We start from the raw sequence: 14,400 nt of genomic DNA on the forward strand, positions 1-14,400 counted from the left end.
CTATAGTAGAAACTTAAACCGAAATAAGGAGCAGATTCATATGCATATATCCCAAATCAGGCAGCAATTAAAGGCAGTTCCTATTTTTAAAGAACTATCTCCAGAGGAACTTGATCCGATCGTTGAAATTGCCCAGCCACGATTCTTTAAAAATAAAATGTATGCGTTCATGCAGGGGGACCCGCTTGACCGTGTGTTCTTCATCCATTCAGGGAAGGTGAAAATCTATAAGACCGATTCATCCGGAAGAGAACAAATAGTTTCCGTTCTGGAGACTGGAGAAATGTTCCCTCATGCCGGCTTCTTTAGAAAAGGTCAGTATCCAGCACATGCAGAAATGATGGAAGACACTCAAATGATTGTCGTGCCAATATCTAGATTCGAAGAAATCCTGGTATCCTATCCCGAGCTTTCCATTAAGTTATTCAGGGTTCTGGGAGAAAAAATCATTGATTTACAAGCTCGTCTTGAAGAACAAATCCTCCATAATACGTACGAGCAAATCATTATGCTCTTGCTGAGGCTTTGCAAAACAAATGGCGAAAAGCTGGAACGTGGCTTTAAATTGACCACCCATTTCACTAATAAAGAATTCGCCAACATGATTGGAACCTCACGCGAAACCGTCAGCAGGACAATCAATTATTTAAAAAAGAAGGAATTTATAAGTGTTGAGATGGATGGCACCTACTTGATCGACCATGAAAAATTGCATCAGGAATTATTTTGACCACTTGCAAAAAATCTCTTGTTAAGTGATTCACATCACGGAAGTTTATATTGAAAATGATTATCATTTAACTATACCAACTATCGTATCGAGGAGTGGAATCCAATGGAACAAAAAACGATTGAACTGGATGTCAGAGAAGATATCAATAACAAGCTGGAGCCTTTCCAGAAAATCATGGAGGCGATTGGGGAGTTGAACTTGAACGATGTGCTTGTGCTTCATGCCCCCTTCAAGCCTGTTCCCCTCTATGGAGTTTTAAGGGCAAAAGGGTTTGACCATGAGGTTGAAAAAATTGAAGCTAAACATTATAAAATCATTTTCACCAAAACGGGAGGAAAATAAGATGGTACTTGATAATAGAGGGCTAGAGCCGCCTCAGCCAATGATGCGGACCCTCGCTGCACTGGAGGAGCTTGATGAGGGACAGACACTGACCATCATAAATGACCGTCGACCTATGTTTCTGTTCGAGCAGCTGGATGAACTGGGGTACCTTTATTTGACAGAACAACAGGAAGACGGAAGTTACCGTGTGACGATTTCCCGAAAAGCGGGGTGATTTAAATGTTTCAGCAAAGCAGAGGCAACGAGACAAATATTAAGCTTCCTTTTTCGTTCATTTTTTTCAGCATGCTTGCATTGATATCTTCACAGCTGCTGATCCTGCTGAACGGCGACATGCTGATAACAGGCACATTCCGTTTGCCAGCCATTTGGTCTGCTGCCCATTTATTTGTCCTTGGATGGGCATTGATGGTTGCAATGGGCGCTATGTACCAGCTTGTGCCTGTCGCTTTCCTGACGCCTATCTGGAGCGAAAAATTCGGATTCTGGCAATTTACCGTTACCGCCCTGGGAATCCTGACATTTGCGACAGTACTTTATCTTCGTCCACAGGATGCCCTTATTCCCGGAATCATGACCTTGACAGGAATCCTGATGTTCCTTGTTCAAATGTTCATGACCCTGAGAAGCCAGGCAAAACCCAATATACTCACATTGTTTGTCGGCAGCGCTTTATTTTCACTCCTGCTGACCATCACATTGGGAATCACACTGGTAATCAGCATGAAAACCGGCTATGCATCAGAATATTACCAGGCCATTTTCAAGACACACATTCTATTGGGCACTGTCGGATGGTTCTCACTGCTGATTTTTGGATTCTCTTATAAAATGGTACCAATGTTCTCACTTGCCCATGGATTTACCATGAAGCCGGCAGCCTATGTATTCACCTTTTACCTGGCCGGAATCATCATGATGGTTGCTTCATTCTTTACAGGCAGTCATTTACTGGAAATCCTTGGAACGCTGTTGTTGCTTTCTGGATTTTTAGCTTTCACCTGGCATGTTAAAAAAATCATCGATAAACGCGTGAAAAGGAAGCTCGATCGCCCATTCATGTTCGCTTTATTTGCGATTGGCTGCGGGGCAGCAATCCACCTGGCCGCTTTTATGGCCAGTTCAGTAAATTTGCTGTTAAAAACCGCCGGTCCCATTCTATTATTGTATTTAATCGCCTGGATTGCATTCAGCATCATCGGATACTTGTACAAAATCGTGCCATTTCTCTGGTGGACTCATAAATACAGCAAAGAAATCGGCAAAAAGCAAGTACCTGCCTTAAAAGATATGATGGATGAAAAGCTGGCACTTCCACTTTTCACTTTGTTCACGGGTGGAACAGTGCTGTTAATCATCTCATTCTTTGTCCAGCTGATGCCAATTTTCTATATTGCCCAAAGCTTGATTCTAATGGCAGGTATTTTGTTCAGCTATATCATAGCCAAAGTGTTAACGATTTAAGGAGGAGTTCAAGATGACAGATTTACAAAATAAAATCAGGGAAAACTTAAAGACCGTCTATGATCCTGAATTAAACATCAATGTTGTGGATTTGGGGCTGATTTATGATATTGACGTTCCGGAACCACGCACTGCAAGAATTCTGATGACCTTGACGACTCCAGGCTGTCCTTTGCATGACAGCATTGCCAGCGGAATTAAGTATTGTGTTCAGGGAATGGAGGAAATTGACCACGCTGATGTCCAATTGACATGGGAGCCTGCCTGGACACCTGACCGGATGACAGAGGATGGAAAAAGACTGTTGCAGGGATTTTAAATGGGACCAATAAAAGAAACGCTTGTTATTCCAAGCGTTTCTTTGCTTTTTATTTGGCTCTTTTCTCAAACTTTGTTGCTATTGACTACAAAATGGAATTGAATGACCTAGTTTTCTTTATAAAATTCAAGCTTAGTATGAGAAAAGAGCTTGCACACTTAAAAGCGAACTCCAAAATGGCTTTATAGCACGTTAAAATCGGCTTTAAGATTTTAACAACAATCTTTACGAAAACAGCCTTTTATTTAGAAGTTGAAAGGCCAAATGACAATGCTTGACGAAGGTTATTTTCTGCTTCTTGCAATTCCGCCGATTGGACATCGTCAGAAGGGAATTCATTACGCAAAGCCTCATTACTAGAAGAAAGTGCCTTTGAAATACGCTGGAAATCGATAAAAGAATAATTCATTGCCATCCCTCCATTCTATGCAAATATGGATTTATTGTATTCAAAAAAGCGTTGAATTATTCTTGGAACTCAAAGAAAAAAATCCCCCTGTCCAAAACAGGAGGAACGCATTTTTTATTGTGGTAAATTATAATTCATCCTTACTAGCCCGTGGCGGGCGTTTACCCCAGTACTGGTAATAGTCTGTACGGATGAAGCCGTTGAATAGCTTGCGTTTCTTTGTTGCTGGCTTTCCATACACTTGTTCAAAGTTCTCGTTTGAGGTCAGCATATAAATGGACCAGGTATCAAGCGGAGCAAAGGCTTGTCCCATTTGACTGTACATCTCTTCAACAGCTTTCTTTTCACCTAGGCGCTCGCCGTATGGAGGGTTTCCGACAATAACACCATACTCCTTTTTTGTCGTGAAATCCTGGACTCGCATTTGCTTAAAGGAAATCAAATCACCAAGACCTGCTTCAAAAGCATTTTCCTCAGCAATCTTAACCATCCTGTGGTCGATATCCATTCCACTGATATCCAGCGGCTGGTCATAATTCGCAAGATCTTCTGCTTCCAACCTGACTTCCTCCCAGACTGTATCGGGAATAAGGCCCCAGCCTTCCGATATGAATTCCCGATTGAAGCCCGGCGCGATATTCTGTCCGATTAAAGCAGCTTCAATCGGGATCGTTCCAGAACCGCAAAAAGGATCGACGAATGGCTTGTCCGGATTCCAGTTTGTGAGCATGACCAAGGCTGCAGCCAATGTTTCCTTTAACGGAGCTTCCCCCTGGCCTGTTCTGTATCCCCGCTTATGGAGACCGCTGCCGCTTGTATCGATTGTTATTGTAGCAACATCTTTAAGCAGAGCCACTTCAATTTTGAATAAAGGGCCGTTTTCTTCAAACCAGCCAGTCTTTTTATACGATGTTCTCAAGCGTTCAACTACAGCTTTTTTTACAATTGCCTGGCAGTCGGATACGCTGAATAGCTTGGATTTAACAGATTTGCCCGAAACAGGGAATTCAGCATTCTCCGGTAAAAATTCTTCCCATGGAAGTGCCTTTGTTTTTTCAAAGAGCTCGTCAAAAGTATATGCCTTAAATTCTCCAATTTTTATTTTGACCCTGTCGGCAGTACGGAGCCACATATTGCTTCTTGCAATCGCGCGTGCATCACCTTTATAGGCAATTTTCCCATTTTCAACCTGGCATTCGTATCCAAGATCGCGCACTTCCTTTGCAACAATGGCTTCGAGTCCCATAGCAGAGGTTGCTATAATATCAAAATTCTTCATCGTTTCACCCTTTATATCCAATATACTTATGAATCCAATTATTAAATTGCCCAATAACCTTTAATATACATAAAAAAAGCTCTCCTGGCAAAAGGAGAGCTTTAATAAACACTCATACAAACCCATTAATAACGTTCTGTAAGCCATGTTTTGTACCATCGTACTGCAAACGACCAAAAGTCTCGTACTCCGGCGGTAATCATCTATCTACAGATGAATAATCATCTGTCCTTCCCTTTGTTCAGTTCCTCTGGGAAAGTGCCCCTACCATCGTTTGGGTTTCTCGCTCGTGGGGTTTACCTCGTTCCACCCTTCCAATTTCTTGGAAGGCTCCGTCACTGTGGCACTTTTATAGGTATTCATGCCATATCGTCGCCGACTTAGGCATTTTCCCGGCCGTCAGCCAGGCGTGAGCCCGACTGCCCTGGCTTATGAATTGGCCAGGCACGAACACTACAGGCATCTCAGCCTGTGCGAGCATGGACTTTCCTCTGCAGCAGAACTGCAGCGATTACCCGAACGTTATTAACAGCTACAAAAAATATTATATGTAAGTTCAGGATGAAAAGCAATGGTAATACATTTCAAAAACCGGCAGAATCTGGATTAATCGTAAAGTTTATCTCCAAACACATGCTTCTCTAGGTTCGATAACCTTTTAAGGATATCAAAATTAGTTGTTCCAGCTGCCTGTGTACTTGGGCGGCGTGATGCCTCATCAAGCTGTTTCTTCAGGCGGAGATTGTCCTGCTGCAGTTCTTCAATCTCCTGTTGCATCATTTCATAATCCTTGATGATCGTATCCAGAAACTTATCTACGTCTTCTGGCTTGTAGCCGCGCATTGCTGTTTTGAATTCTTTTTCTAAAATATCTTTAGCAGTTAATTGTATTTTATCGGATAGCATTCCATTCACCTCAATATACCCCTATCTTCACATTCATTTTTTCAAAAACATCGGGATTTGTCAATTTTCTTGTGTTTTTTGTTAATTAAGGATGTTGATTTTCGTTCCAGGTGCTTCGCTTTCCGCGGAAGCCATCACATTCAACTGATCATTAATTTGCTTCAAGCATTTCAGATTCTTTAATTAAAATCCCTGCTGTCTTAATTGTTCTTCTTCTACGGCCATTTGCAGATCATATAAAGTGATCAGCTGAGTATCATATGGATGTGTTTCCTGATACTTTTTCGCAGTTTCGTAAATGAATTTTGGACTGCCTTCTTTTTCCGGATCATATAGCAATATCAGCATGTCGCTTTTCTCAATAAAAAATTGATTTTTCAGCCTGAATTGCCACGGCTTCTCATATGGCTTTTTGGTAATCGAATCCACATGATCAGCTCCAGCCAATACAGATTCATACCATTCCTTATTGGCGTCTTTCCAGGTTTCCTCCTGGTTGAGAAAGGGCGTGAATACTGACAGCTTAAGTTCGGGATAGTCTTCCTGAAGATCGAATACGGCCTCGCCAGCCCATAATTCGACACCAAGCTGGCCGCTGATCATCACCCATTCAAGGCCGTCCTCGATCAGTGGCACTAAAGTTTTCTTTATTGCTGTTTTTATGTATTCAGCTGCCGGATGGTCTTGCTGGAATATCCCGAGTTCAAAAGGTTTATACCCGGATATCGCGGCTACTTTAACCATGGTTGACTCCTTTGAATTATCTTTGTCATATTGAAGTTATTCCCTTTAGGCGATTTATATAACACCTTTTAATCTTAAAGGCTCTTTTCTAAAACTTTGTAGCTATTTGCTGTAAAAATGCATTGAATGACCTAGGTAACTTCGCTAAATGGACGATTTAGACGAGAAAAGAGCTTGCAAACTAGATACCGACCAGCAAAATGCCTAATCATACGTTAAAATCGGCTTTAGGATTTTAACAACAATCATTACGAAAACAGCCATCTTAAAAAAACAAGGGCTGTTCAGCCCTTGTTGCATTTATTATCTGCGGAATCCCATTCCCGGGCCATATCCCATTGGACCGCCGAATCCTGGGCGTGGAACAGGACCAACTGGAGCTACTCCGCCTGGAACCGGACCAGGTCCGCCATAAAAGTTCTGGTTTGTAACCTGGTTCACTGTTGATTCTGTATGCGGGAAGTAATGGACATGATCATAATTGATGTGATTTACATTTGTAGTATGTGATGGATGAACATGCGGAACCACATTGTTGACAAAATTATGGTTCACACAGCATTTAGTAGGATGAACTACTGTTGGCAAAACATTGGTTGGCTTGCAGTACATAGTGCATAACTCCTTTCGTTTAGACTTATTCTTTACATTAACAGCCTATGAAGGAGTCATGCGTCTTGTACTAATGAAAACACCTATTTTTTCAAGTTTCTCTTCAATACAAGCGCCTATTAATCTATTAAAGGAATGTGTAAAAGTTGTCCTTCAGTCCGCTGAATAGTACAGCAATAAGAGTGATGACAACAAAATAGAGAACTAAAACCGCTTTATACATCTTACCAGCCCCGTAAAATTATATTGATTTTAACACCATACAATTTTACATTTTACAATGTCGGAACCATACATACAACAGGATAATACAGGTTTTGCGCATTTAAATGTTAAAATTTTGTTACAATTGAAAAAAACCTGGCGAAACCTGTTGAAACAGGGTCAATTTGACGAATTTTGCGCTTGCCCGGGAAATGCTTTCCGGGAAATTCTCTGGATCCTTTTTTCGAGCTCTTCCTTAAAAATCATGTCTTTTTTTGTTGCCAGCTTTCCCTGGATAATATGCTCTTCAGCAAGCCGGCAATACCTCAAAGCCATTTCGAAATTTCGCTCCCGATGTTCAAAATGCTTGGCCAGTTCGATGCATGCTTCTCTCCTCTGCTTATTGCTGCCCTTCTCCGCACTTTCTTTCCATAACGGAACGGCATTCTGCCATTCCTTATGCTTTTTATGTTCGAAAGCCAGTGCGTGCTTTGCAGAAACTGCCTGATCATTGCCCTCATCCAATAGTCCAGTGAAAGCCTGCTTTGCTTTGTCAGTATCGCCAAGGTAGGAAAACCAGCGTCCAACTTCGTAGGTTTCCTGTGCTGTCTGTGATTGGTCACGGCCGAGTATCTGGAAGGTTAGATGTGTATAAAGGGTCAGCAGTGACAGAATATCTGTTTCATTGTGCCTGATGACACCGAGCAATCCCTCGGGGTCCTTCCTCTCGAGGAAGTCAAAATAAATCATCGGTGCCAGGAAGCCTGGGATATCGTCTTTCCGCTCAAGACCCAATACCTCCTGTTCGACGATGCTAAGTTTCATTCGTTCGATTTTATGCTTCCACATTCTTCTGGCGGCATGATACAAGTCAAAATGTCCATACGATGGCAGTTTTGGGACATGGTCACGGACAAGGGTGTGCCTGGTTTTGACTTGCGGCCAGTCGAAAGCCTTCCCATTGTAGGTAACCAGGGTCGTATAGTCGGCATTTTCCAAAAAACTCTGATATAGCGCTACTTCTGCGCCAGGGCTTGGCAGGATATGCTGTTTAAGTTTTACACAATCACCGGAAACACTCGCATGGCCTAAAAGGAATATCGTATTCCCTGCTCCCCCGCCAAGTCCCGTTGTTTCAGTATCAAAAAACACTAAATCGCCTGCCCTATGGCCCGAGGCGGAAAGAGGGTGATTGGTCTGTTCCTGATTCCACAGGGAGACAGCCTCAAGCAGATCACTGAATTGATAGTGGCCATGTTTGTGGTCAAGCGGATAAACAACCTCCCTGACCAGACAGTATTCGCCATCAAAATAGAAGGGGGTAACATGTTCCTTCTCCCAGATATCGAGAAACGGTATGTCAGGTGTCGATTCTGCATTTACCGGTTCTGGCTCAGGGATGTTGTTACTGGCTGCTGACGGTCCTGGCTTATCGGCCCCGCTCTTGATATGCGGCTTCAGCCTGTTCAATTTGTTCTTTAAACTCATTTTCCCCCTCCTTCCTATACTGCGGCTTCAAGAAATAGATTCAACAATTTCACAACATCTTTTTTTGAGTGGATCGATGTTGTATCCGTTCCGATACATGATGGACACCCATCGGAACACTGGCAGTTAAGGACCATTTGCTTCGTCTGCTTTAAAATCTCCTCAATACCGGAATAGATTTTTTCACTCAGGCCAATTCCACCAGGATAACGATCATAAAAGAAAATCGTCGGCTTTTCATTATGGGCGGCCTTCACCTGCGGGACGACATGGACATCAGATGGGTCGCACATAACGAATAATGGTGCGATATGTTTCAAAGCCTGAGATGTACCGATCAACCCTTCCTCGAGCCGGTCATCAGCAAACTCGGAAAGTTCTTTATTAAGGGAGATCCATGCTGAGCTCGTGTGCAGTTCTTCCTCCGGCAGATAAATTGGACCTGATCCTATATTTTCATGAGTTTCAAACCTGATTTTCTTGAAAATTGTGGCCATCGCCCTGACACTCACATCTCCATAACCGATTTCTGTATCTTTATTGCCCCTATGTTTGTCTTCCTCCAAAACACTGAGCTGGACGGCGAGATTGGCATCGGTAAAGTAATCGACATCAACTTCACGTACAAACGCCTTTTTTTCTTCCCAATCAAGCTTTTCCACCTGAAATTGAATGCCCTGGTGGAGATAGATCGCTTCTTCATGTAACAATGTCATTGCGGAGAAGGTATCCATCTCGCCAATCACCCTGACATTTGCAACATCTGATTGGTCGATGATCACGACATTCTCCTGCGAAGCAGAGCGGAGGCTGATATTATGGGCCGGGAAGGCATCATTCATCCAGAACCATTTGTCGCCATTCTGATGAAGGATACGCTCCTCCGTTAAGTATTCCAGAATTTCTTCAATTTCCGCTGCCCCGAAAGTGTCTCCCTTTTTAAAAGGCAATTCATAGGATGCACACTTGATGTGATCAATCAGGATAATCAAGTTGTCGGGATTGATTCTGGCTGTTTCCGGACTGCGGTTGAAAAAGTAATCGGGATTTTGGATGACATACTGATCCAGCGGGCTTGAGCTTGCCACCATGATGACTACAGACTCTCCATGCCGTCTGCCAGCCCGACCTGCCTGCTGCCATGCACTTGCGATCGTACCCGGGTAACCATTCATGATACATACCTGAAGCTGTCCGATATCGACACCCAATTCAAGAGCATTGGTGCTGACAACACCGTAAATTTCACCGGAACGCAAACCTTTTTCAATATCACGCCTTTCGGTCGGGAGGTAGCCGCCCCTGTATCCCCTGATGGCTTTTGGACCGAGCTTATGCTTGACCAGCTCCTGAAGATAGGTAAGCAGGATTTCCACCCTCACCCTGCTTCTCGCAAAGACGATGGTCTGGATCCTGTTCCTCAGGAATTCTCCTGCAAGCTTTCTTGTTTCAAGTGTCGCACTCCTCCTGACATTCAGCGGAATATTGACAACAGGAGGGTTATAGAATAAAAAGTGCTTCTTTCCTGAAGGCGCACCATTATTGTCGATCAAGACCATCTCTTTTTCGGTCAAGCCTTCAGCCAGTTCCAACGGATTGGCAATGGTCGCGGAAGTACAGATAAAAACAGGATCACTACCGTAATATTTGCAGATCCTTTTCAGCCTCCTGATGACATTTGCCACATGGCTGCCAAAAACTCCTCTGTAAATATGCAGTTCATCGATGACCACATACTTAAGATTCTCAAAAAGCGAGACCCATTTCGTATGATGCGGCAGGATTGCTGAATGGAGCATATCCGGGTTCGTAATGACGATGTGTCCTGCCCTTCTCACCTTCTGACGGATATTGGCTGGTGTGTCGCCATCATATGTATAGCTGTTAATCGAAAGTTCCGCCTCCTGGATCAATTCATTGATTTCACTCTTTTGGTCCTGGGCAAGAGCTTTTGTCGGGAACATGTATAGAGCCCTTGCATTCGGATCATCGATGATTGACTGCAGGACGGGCAGATTATAGCACAGCGTTTTCCCCGAGGCTGTCGGTGTGACAGCAACGATGCTTTGTCCTCTCATGATTTGTTCGTAAGATGATTTTTGGTGTGTATATAATCGGGATATCCCGCGCCTTTGGAGTGCATTTTCCAGGATCCCGCTTAAATTTTCCGGCATGTCTTCCGTCCTGGCTTCTTTCTCCTCAATCGTGTGCCAGTGGACAATATTTTTCTTTACCGATTCACTAACCTTTAAATCTTGCAAAATCTCTTGCATGTTTTTCCTGAATTTCATCACGTTCACCTCATTAACTCTATTTTAGCGAATAAACGTTCGTTACAAAAGAAAAATTATTGTGACCAGACTGCTAGTTTTTGGCATTCACATTTCTATTCACTGTCTGGCTGCGAAATCCCTTATGTTATTTATGGTCCCGTTTTGCTAAAATAATAGAATGGACTACAGCTTATATAGAGGTGTTTCTTTTGGAAAAGAATGAAATAAAAAATGTGCTGGCAAGATTCTCATTGTTCAGGGACCTTGAGGACCATGAATTAGACAAGATCGTCGATATATCCATTTCGCGGCAGTGGAAGAAACACAGCCATATCTTCATGCAGGATGACCCGCTGGAAAATGTTTATTTCATCAATGAAGGCAAGGTAAAAGTCTATAAAAGTGATGCCAATGGCCGCGAGCAAATCGTCGCTATCCTAAAAAAAGGTGAAATGTTCCCTCATGTAGGCTTTTTCAGGAAAGGCGGTTATCCAGGGTATTCGGAGGTATTGGAGGAAGCAAGCCTTGTCGTTGTCCCAATTTCACAATTCGAAAAGGTGCTGGTCGATAACCCTCATTTAAGCATCAAGGTATTCAAGGTGCTTGGCGAGAAAATCGTTGACCTCCAGGAAAGACTTGAAGCCCAAATCCTTAATAACACCTACGAACAAATCATTAAGCTTTTGATCAGGATGGGTGAGCTTCACGGAGACAAGCAGGAAAATGGCACTGTTTTGTTAAAGACGGATTTCACGAACAAGGACCTGGCCAATATGATTGGCACCACCAGGGAAACGGTCAGCAGGACGCTGACCAAAATGAAAAAAGACAATCTAATTTCCACTGATTCAGCCGGGAATATGATCTTGGATCCTGATGTATTGCTGGACGAGCTAGTCTAATAAGTTCACCTGCATGAAAACGCCCGAGGCAGTTAGCCCCGGGCGTTAAATCTGTTATTCTGTCTTGCTTAGACCCATCATTGTTTCCAAGTCTTCCTGGGCAGATGTGATCAGCTTCAGGTTGAATGTTTCCTGCAGGACCTCCATCACGCCATTGGAAATGAATTCAGGCGGCTTTGGCCCGATGCGGATGTCCTGGATTCCAAGGCTGAAAAGTCCAAGCAGGATTGCGACCGCTTTTTGCTCGAACCAGGAAAGGACAATACTCACCGGTAATTCGTTTACATCACATTCAAAAGCATCCGCAAGTGCCTTGGCAATTTTAACTGTAGATACGGAGTTATTGCACTGTCCAAGATCCAGATATCGAGGGATGTTCGTTCCAGGCACTACCCCATAATCGACATCATTGAAACGGAACTTGCCGCAAGAAGTTGTCAGGATGACCGCTTCTGGAGGAAGGGATGTTGCAAGCTCGCGGTAGTATTCTCCGCCTTTTCCCGGTGCATCACAACCGGCAATCACGAAGAAACGCTTGATTTTTCCTGATTTGACTGCTTCTATGACTTCAGGAGCCAGACCAATCACTGTTTCGTGATGGAAGCCAGTCACCAATGTTTCTTCCGATTCCATGTTAGCCTCTGGAAGCTCCAATGCTCTTTCGATCAGCATGGAGAAATCTTCATTTTCAATTTTCCTTACATTTTCAAGACCGGCAACTTCGTATGTAAACATACGATCTGCATAGGAACCCTTGATTGGCATCACGCAATTAGTCGTTGCCAGGATTGCCCCAGGGAATTTTTCAAACAGACGGCGCTGGTCGAACCAAGCCTTCCCGATATTACCCTTAAGATGAGGATATTTTTTCAAGGCTGGATAACCGTGAGCAGGGAGCATCTCAGAGTGCGTGTAAATATTGATACCTTTGCCTTCTGTTTGCTTCAGCAATTCTTCAAGCGCGAATAGATTGTGCCCCGTAACAACGATCGCTTTGCCTTCTATCTTGTTCTGGCTTACCTTTACAGGCTGAGGGATGCCAAGGCGGCTAGTGTGCGCCTCATCAAGCATTTCCATCACGCGTACAGCTGATTGGCCCACCTTCATCGCCATATCAATATGTTCCTGGACATTAAAGTTTGAATTAGTCAACGTCATATATAATGCTTCGTGGGTCGTTGCATCTACGAACGGATCCGTGAATCCAAGCTGATTCGCATGGGTTCTATAGGCTGCAATGCCTTTCAGTGCAAAAATGATCGTATCCTGAAGACTTGCGATTGTTTCATCTTTTCCGCATACACCAACAACTTTACATCCTCCTGTTGGCGTTTGTTCACATTGGTAACAAAACATATGTGTATTCCCCTTTTCTGCTTTATTTACTGTTTCAGCATACAGAGGTTGAAAAATCGGTTATGTGACCTAAATCACACTAAATGCATTTTTCACAAAGTGTTCAAAAAAGTACGGCGAACTGTTGAAAGTGCATTTATTTGAAAGATACCCTCTTCTTGAACAGGGACATTCCATGCTACATAGACTATTATAAGTATTTTTGCAGAGGAGGATGTGAGAAGATGGCAACCAACCATCCTGATCGCCCAAAAAAACATGAAACTCTCGAACAGTGGTTCAAATCAATGAACCAGTTGATGCAGGAGAAGCCTGTCAAAGGTTTCCTGCAAAGCATTGATGATTTTTTCAGGCAACCCTTAGCCCAGACATCCCTCGGTGTACGAGTAAATGAAACAGTGAGCGAATATGTTGTGACCGCAGAATTGCCAGGGATCAAAAAAGAGGATATCTCGATTGATGTCATCAACAACTCGCTGACGATCCTTGTAAATAAAACCGAAATGACTTCAGAAATCAACGATATCGCAAAAACAGAAATGCATATGGCCTCCTCCAGGCAGTTTAGCCGGACAATTCCATTTGCTCATCCTATAAATGATAAAAAGACACGTGCTTCCTATCGCAATGGATTGCTTGAAATTAAAATCGCTAAAAAACAGGGAAAGAAAATTGATATTTTTATTGATGAATAGTTGTTTAACGAAAACAAGCAGGCATAAGTGCCTGCTTGTTTTTTAGACTTTGAACATTCCGCCGAGTCCCTTGACAAGTGATGAAACCTGGGTCACTGCATTCATCATCTGGCCAGCTGTATCGACCATCTTATTGATATCCAGGTTTCCATCCTGGCTTTTAAACGAATTCATGATCGACTGCATGCCTGATGGCTGCTTTGGCATAAAAGCATTTTGGGGATATGGGTTATAATTCTGATAATCAGCCTGCGGGTTATAGTAACCATAAATAGGGTCATCTTCAGGTTCTAGCGGATTTTGAAAAAGCATTTTCGGGTAGTTATTTTTGCTCTCGGCAATTGGGTATGGCTGATTCCACTGAGGGTTCCCCTGGATATAAGGATTCACAGGGTAACCTTGCGGAGAATATTGGTTTTGCCAGTTCCCCGGCATGGCATTCCAATATGGTGTGTTATATGGTTGAGGGAGCGGTTGCTGCCGGTTCAAATTGTGATTGTTCCCATTATATAGGTAAGGGTCTTGACTGTATTGATTCACCCACCACTGGGGCTGGTAGGCATTCGTCTTATTTCTGCGGCCAAACATGGCGAACATCCTCCTCCAATAATTCATTACGATAGTATATGATCAAACCGCCCAATGGGTGAAAGTGTTGGAAAAGGCTTCCG

The 14,400-nt window shown here is 43.2% G+C and carries 16 protein-coding genes and 1 other RNA gene; 7 read left to right on the top strand and 10 right to left on the bottom strand.

From position 1 onward, the window contains the following. Nucleotides 1-40: 40 nt before the first annotated feature. The 5 genes from QNH36_RS15365 (at nucleotide 41) to QNH36_RS15385 (ending at nucleotide 2,861) form a co-directional block, all read left to right on the top strand. Nucleotides 41-730, top strand: a complete 690-nt coding sequence (locus QNH36_RS15365; protein WP_144480003.1) for a Crp/Fnr family transcriptional regulator — start codon at nucleotides 41-43, stop codon at nucleotides 728-730. Between the two features lie 105 nt (nucleotides 731-835). Beyond that, nucleotides 836-1,075 carry a DUF2249 domain-containing protein gene (locus QNH36_RS15370; protein WP_144480005.1) on the top strand — a complete coding sequence of 80 codons (240 nt, stop codon included), beginning with the start codon at nucleotides 836-838 and terminating at the stop codon, nucleotides 1,073-1,075. Nucleotide 1,076: 1 nt separating this feature from the next. Then, nucleotides 1,077-1,292 (top strand): DUF2249 domain-containing protein, encoded by a 216-nt coding sequence (locus QNH36_RS15375; protein WP_144480007.1) that lies wholly within the window; start codon nucleotides 1,077-1,079, stop codon nucleotides 1,290-1,292. 5 nt (nucleotides 1,293-1,297) lie between these two features. After that, entirely contained in the window at nucleotides 1,298-2,542 is a 1,245-nt protein-coding gene (locus QNH36_RS15380; RefSeq protein ID WP_283903759.1) for a hypothetical protein, read from the top strand. 13 nt (nucleotides 2,543-2,555) lie between these two features. Further along, nucleotides 2,556-2,861 (top strand): metal-sulfur cluster assembly factor, encoded by a 306-nt coding sequence (locus QNH36_RS15385; RefSeq protein WP_144480011.1) that lies wholly within the window; start codon nucleotides 2,556-2,558, stop codon nucleotides 2,859-2,861. Nucleotides 2,862-3,102: 241 nt separating this feature from the next. On the opposite strand, the gene QNH36_RS15390 is transcribed toward QNH36_RS15385, so the two are convergent. The 8 genes from QNH36_RS15390 to QNH36_RS15425 form a co-directional block, all read right to left on the bottom strand. Continuing rightward, nucleotides 3,103-3,270 (bottom strand): hypothetical protein, encoded by a 168-nt coding sequence (locus tag QNH36_RS15390; protein WP_186326895.1) that lies wholly within the window; start codon nucleotides 3,268-3,270, stop codon nucleotides 3,103-3,105. A gap of 127 nt (nucleotides 3,271-3,397) precedes the next feature. Beyond that, on the bottom strand, nucleotides 3,398-4,549 hold the full coding sequence (locus QNH36_RS15395) for a THUMP domain-containing class I SAM-dependent RNA methyltransferase (protein ID WP_144481445.1): 1,152 nt from the start codon (nucleotides 4,547-4,549) through the stop codon (nucleotides 3,398-3,400). A 134-nt stretch (nucleotides 4,550-4,683) separates the two neighbouring features. Beyond that, an RNA gene (gene rnpB, locus QNH36_RS15400) (RNase P RNA component class B) lies at nucleotides 4,684-5,072 on the bottom strand. A gap of 83 nt (nucleotides 5,073-5,155) precedes the next feature. Next, nucleotides 5,156-5,455 carry a cell division regulator GpsB gene (gene gpsB / locus QNH36_RS15405; RefSeq protein WP_144481460.1) on the bottom strand — a complete coding sequence of 100 codons (300 nt, stop codon included), beginning with the start codon at nucleotides 5,453-5,455 and terminating at the stop codon, nucleotides 5,156-5,158. 183 nt (nucleotides 5,456-5,638) lie between these two features. Beyond that, the gene (locus QNH36_RS15410; protein WP_144481446.1) at nucleotides 5,639-6,199 is read right to left on the bottom strand and encodes an SLOG family protein; all 561 of its coding nucleotides are present in this window, start codon (nucleotides 6,197-6,199) and stop codon (nucleotides 5,639-5,641) included. Nucleotides 6,200-6,502: 303 nt separating this feature from the next. Next, nucleotides 6,503-6,811 carry a CotD family spore coat protein gene (locus tag QNH36_RS15415; protein ID WP_144481447.1) on the bottom strand — a complete coding sequence of 103 codons (309 nt, stop codon included), beginning with the start codon at nucleotides 6,809-6,811 and terminating at the stop codon, nucleotides 6,503-6,505. A gap of 384 nt (nucleotides 6,812-7,195) precedes the next feature. Then, nucleotides 7,196-8,503 carry a ribonuclease H-like domain-containing protein gene (locus QNH36_RS15420; RefSeq protein ID WP_144481448.1) on the bottom strand — a complete coding sequence of 436 codons (1,308 nt, stop codon included), beginning with the start codon at nucleotides 8,501-8,503 and terminating at the stop codon, nucleotides 7,196-7,198. 14 nt (nucleotides 8,504-8,517) lie between these two features. Beyond that, on the bottom strand, nucleotides 8,518-10,794 hold the full coding sequence (locus QNH36_RS15425) for a DEAD/DEAH box helicase (RefSeq protein WP_283903760.1): 2,277 nt from the start codon (nucleotides 10,792-10,794) through the stop codon (nucleotides 8,518-8,520). Between the two features lie 191 nt (nucleotides 10,795-10,985). Between QNH36_RS15425 and QNH36_RS15430 the strand changes: the two genes are divergently transcribed. Then, nucleotides 10,986-11,678, top strand: coding sequence for a Crp/Fnr family transcriptional regulator (locus QNH36_RS15430; protein WP_144481450.1), 693 nt, complete (start codon nucleotides 10,986-10,988; stop codon nucleotides 11,676-11,678). A 54-nt stretch (nucleotides 11,679-11,732) separates the two neighbouring features. Here the strand turns inward: QNH36_RS15430 and hcp are convergent, their stop codons facing one another. Beyond that, entirely contained in the window at nucleotides 11,733-13,034 is a 1,302-nt protein-coding gene (gene hcp, locus QNH36_RS15435; RefSeq protein WP_283903761.1) for a hydroxylamine reductase, read from the bottom strand. 224 nt (nucleotides 13,035-13,258) lie between these two features. Between hcp and QNH36_RS15440 the strand changes: the two genes are divergently transcribed. Beyond that, on the top strand, nucleotides 13,259-13,729 hold the full coding sequence (locus QNH36_RS15440; protein WP_144481452.1) for an Hsp20/alpha crystallin family protein: 471 nt from the start codon (nucleotides 13,259-13,261) through the stop codon (nucleotides 13,727-13,729). A 42-nt stretch (nucleotides 13,730-13,771) separates the two neighbouring features. Here QNH36_RS15440 and QNH36_RS15445 read toward each other — a convergent pair whose 3' ends face one another. Then, nucleotides 13,772-14,317: a YppG family protein gene (locus tag QNH36_RS15445; protein ID WP_144481453.1), complete on the bottom strand. Its 546-nt coding sequence runs from the start codon at nucleotides 14,315-14,317 to the stop codon at nucleotides 13,772-13,774. Between the last annotated feature and the right edge of the window lie 83 nt (nucleotides 14,318-14,400).

This window comes from Mesobacillus sp. AQ2, assembly GCF_030122805.1.
Taxonomy (GTDB): domain Bacteria; phylum Bacillota; class Bacilli; order Bacillales; family Cytobacillaceae; genus Mesobacillus; species Mesobacillus oceanisediminis_A.

Excerpts from the sequence above, each read along its gene's own strand:
- QNH36_RS15365 (WP_144480003.1), top strand. The coding sequence starts at position 41 with ATGCATATATCCCAAATCAGGCAGCAATTAAAGGCAGTTCCTATTTTT.
- QNH36_RS15370 (WP_144480005.1), top strand. The coding sequence starts at position 836 with ATGGAACAAAAAACGATTGAACTGGATGTCAGAGAAGATATCAATAAC.
- QNH36_RS15375 (WP_144480007.1), top strand. The coding sequence starts at position 1,077 with ATGGTACTTGATAATAGAGGGCTAGAGCCGCCTCAGCCAATGATGCGG.
- QNH36_RS15380 (WP_283903759.1), top strand. The coding sequence starts at position 1,298 with ATGTTTCAGCAAAGCAGAGGCAACGAGACAAATATTAAGCTTCCTTTT.
- QNH36_RS15385 (WP_144480011.1), top strand. The coding sequence starts at position 2,556 with ATGACAGATTTACAAAATAAAATCAGGGAAAACTTAAAGACCGTCTAT.
- QNH36_RS15390 (WP_186326895.1), bottom strand. The coding sequence starts at position 3,270 with ATGAATTATTCTTTTATCGATTTCCAGCGTATTTCAAAGGCACTTTCT.
- QNH36_RS15395 (WP_144481445.1), bottom strand. The coding sequence starts at position 4,549 with ATGAAGAATTTTGATATTATAGCAACCTCTGCTATGGGACTCGAAGCC.
- gpsB (WP_144481460.1), bottom strand. The coding sequence starts at position 5,455 with ATGCTATCCGATAAAATACAATTAACTGCTAAAGATATTTTAGAAAAA.
- QNH36_RS15410 (WP_144481446.1), bottom strand. The coding sequence starts at position 6,199 with ATGGTTAAAGTAGCCGCGATATCCGGGTATAAACCTTTTGAACTCGGG.
- QNH36_RS15415 (WP_144481447.1), bottom strand. The coding sequence starts at position 6,811 with ATGTACTGCAAGCCAACCAATGTTTTGCCAACAGTAGTTCATCCTACT.
- QNH36_RS15420 (WP_144481448.1), bottom strand. The coding sequence starts at position 8,503 with ATGAGTTTAAAGAACAAATTGAACAGGCTGAAGCCGCATATCAAGAGC.
- QNH36_RS15425 (WP_283903760.1), bottom strand. The coding sequence starts at position 10,794 with ATGAAATTCAGGAAAAACATGCAAGAGATTTTGCAAGATTTAAAGGTT.
- hcp (WP_283903761.1), bottom strand. The coding sequence starts at position 13,034 with ATGTTTTGTTACCAATGTGAACAAACGCCAACAGGAGGATGTAAAGTT.
- QNH36_RS15440 (WP_144481452.1), top strand. The coding sequence starts at position 13,259 with ATGGCAACCAACCATCCTGATCGCCCAAAAAAACATGAAACTCTCGAA.
- QNH36_RS15445 (WP_144481453.1), bottom strand. The coding sequence starts at position 14,317 with ATGTTTGGCCGCAGAAATAAGACGAATGCCTACCAGCCCCAGTGGTGG.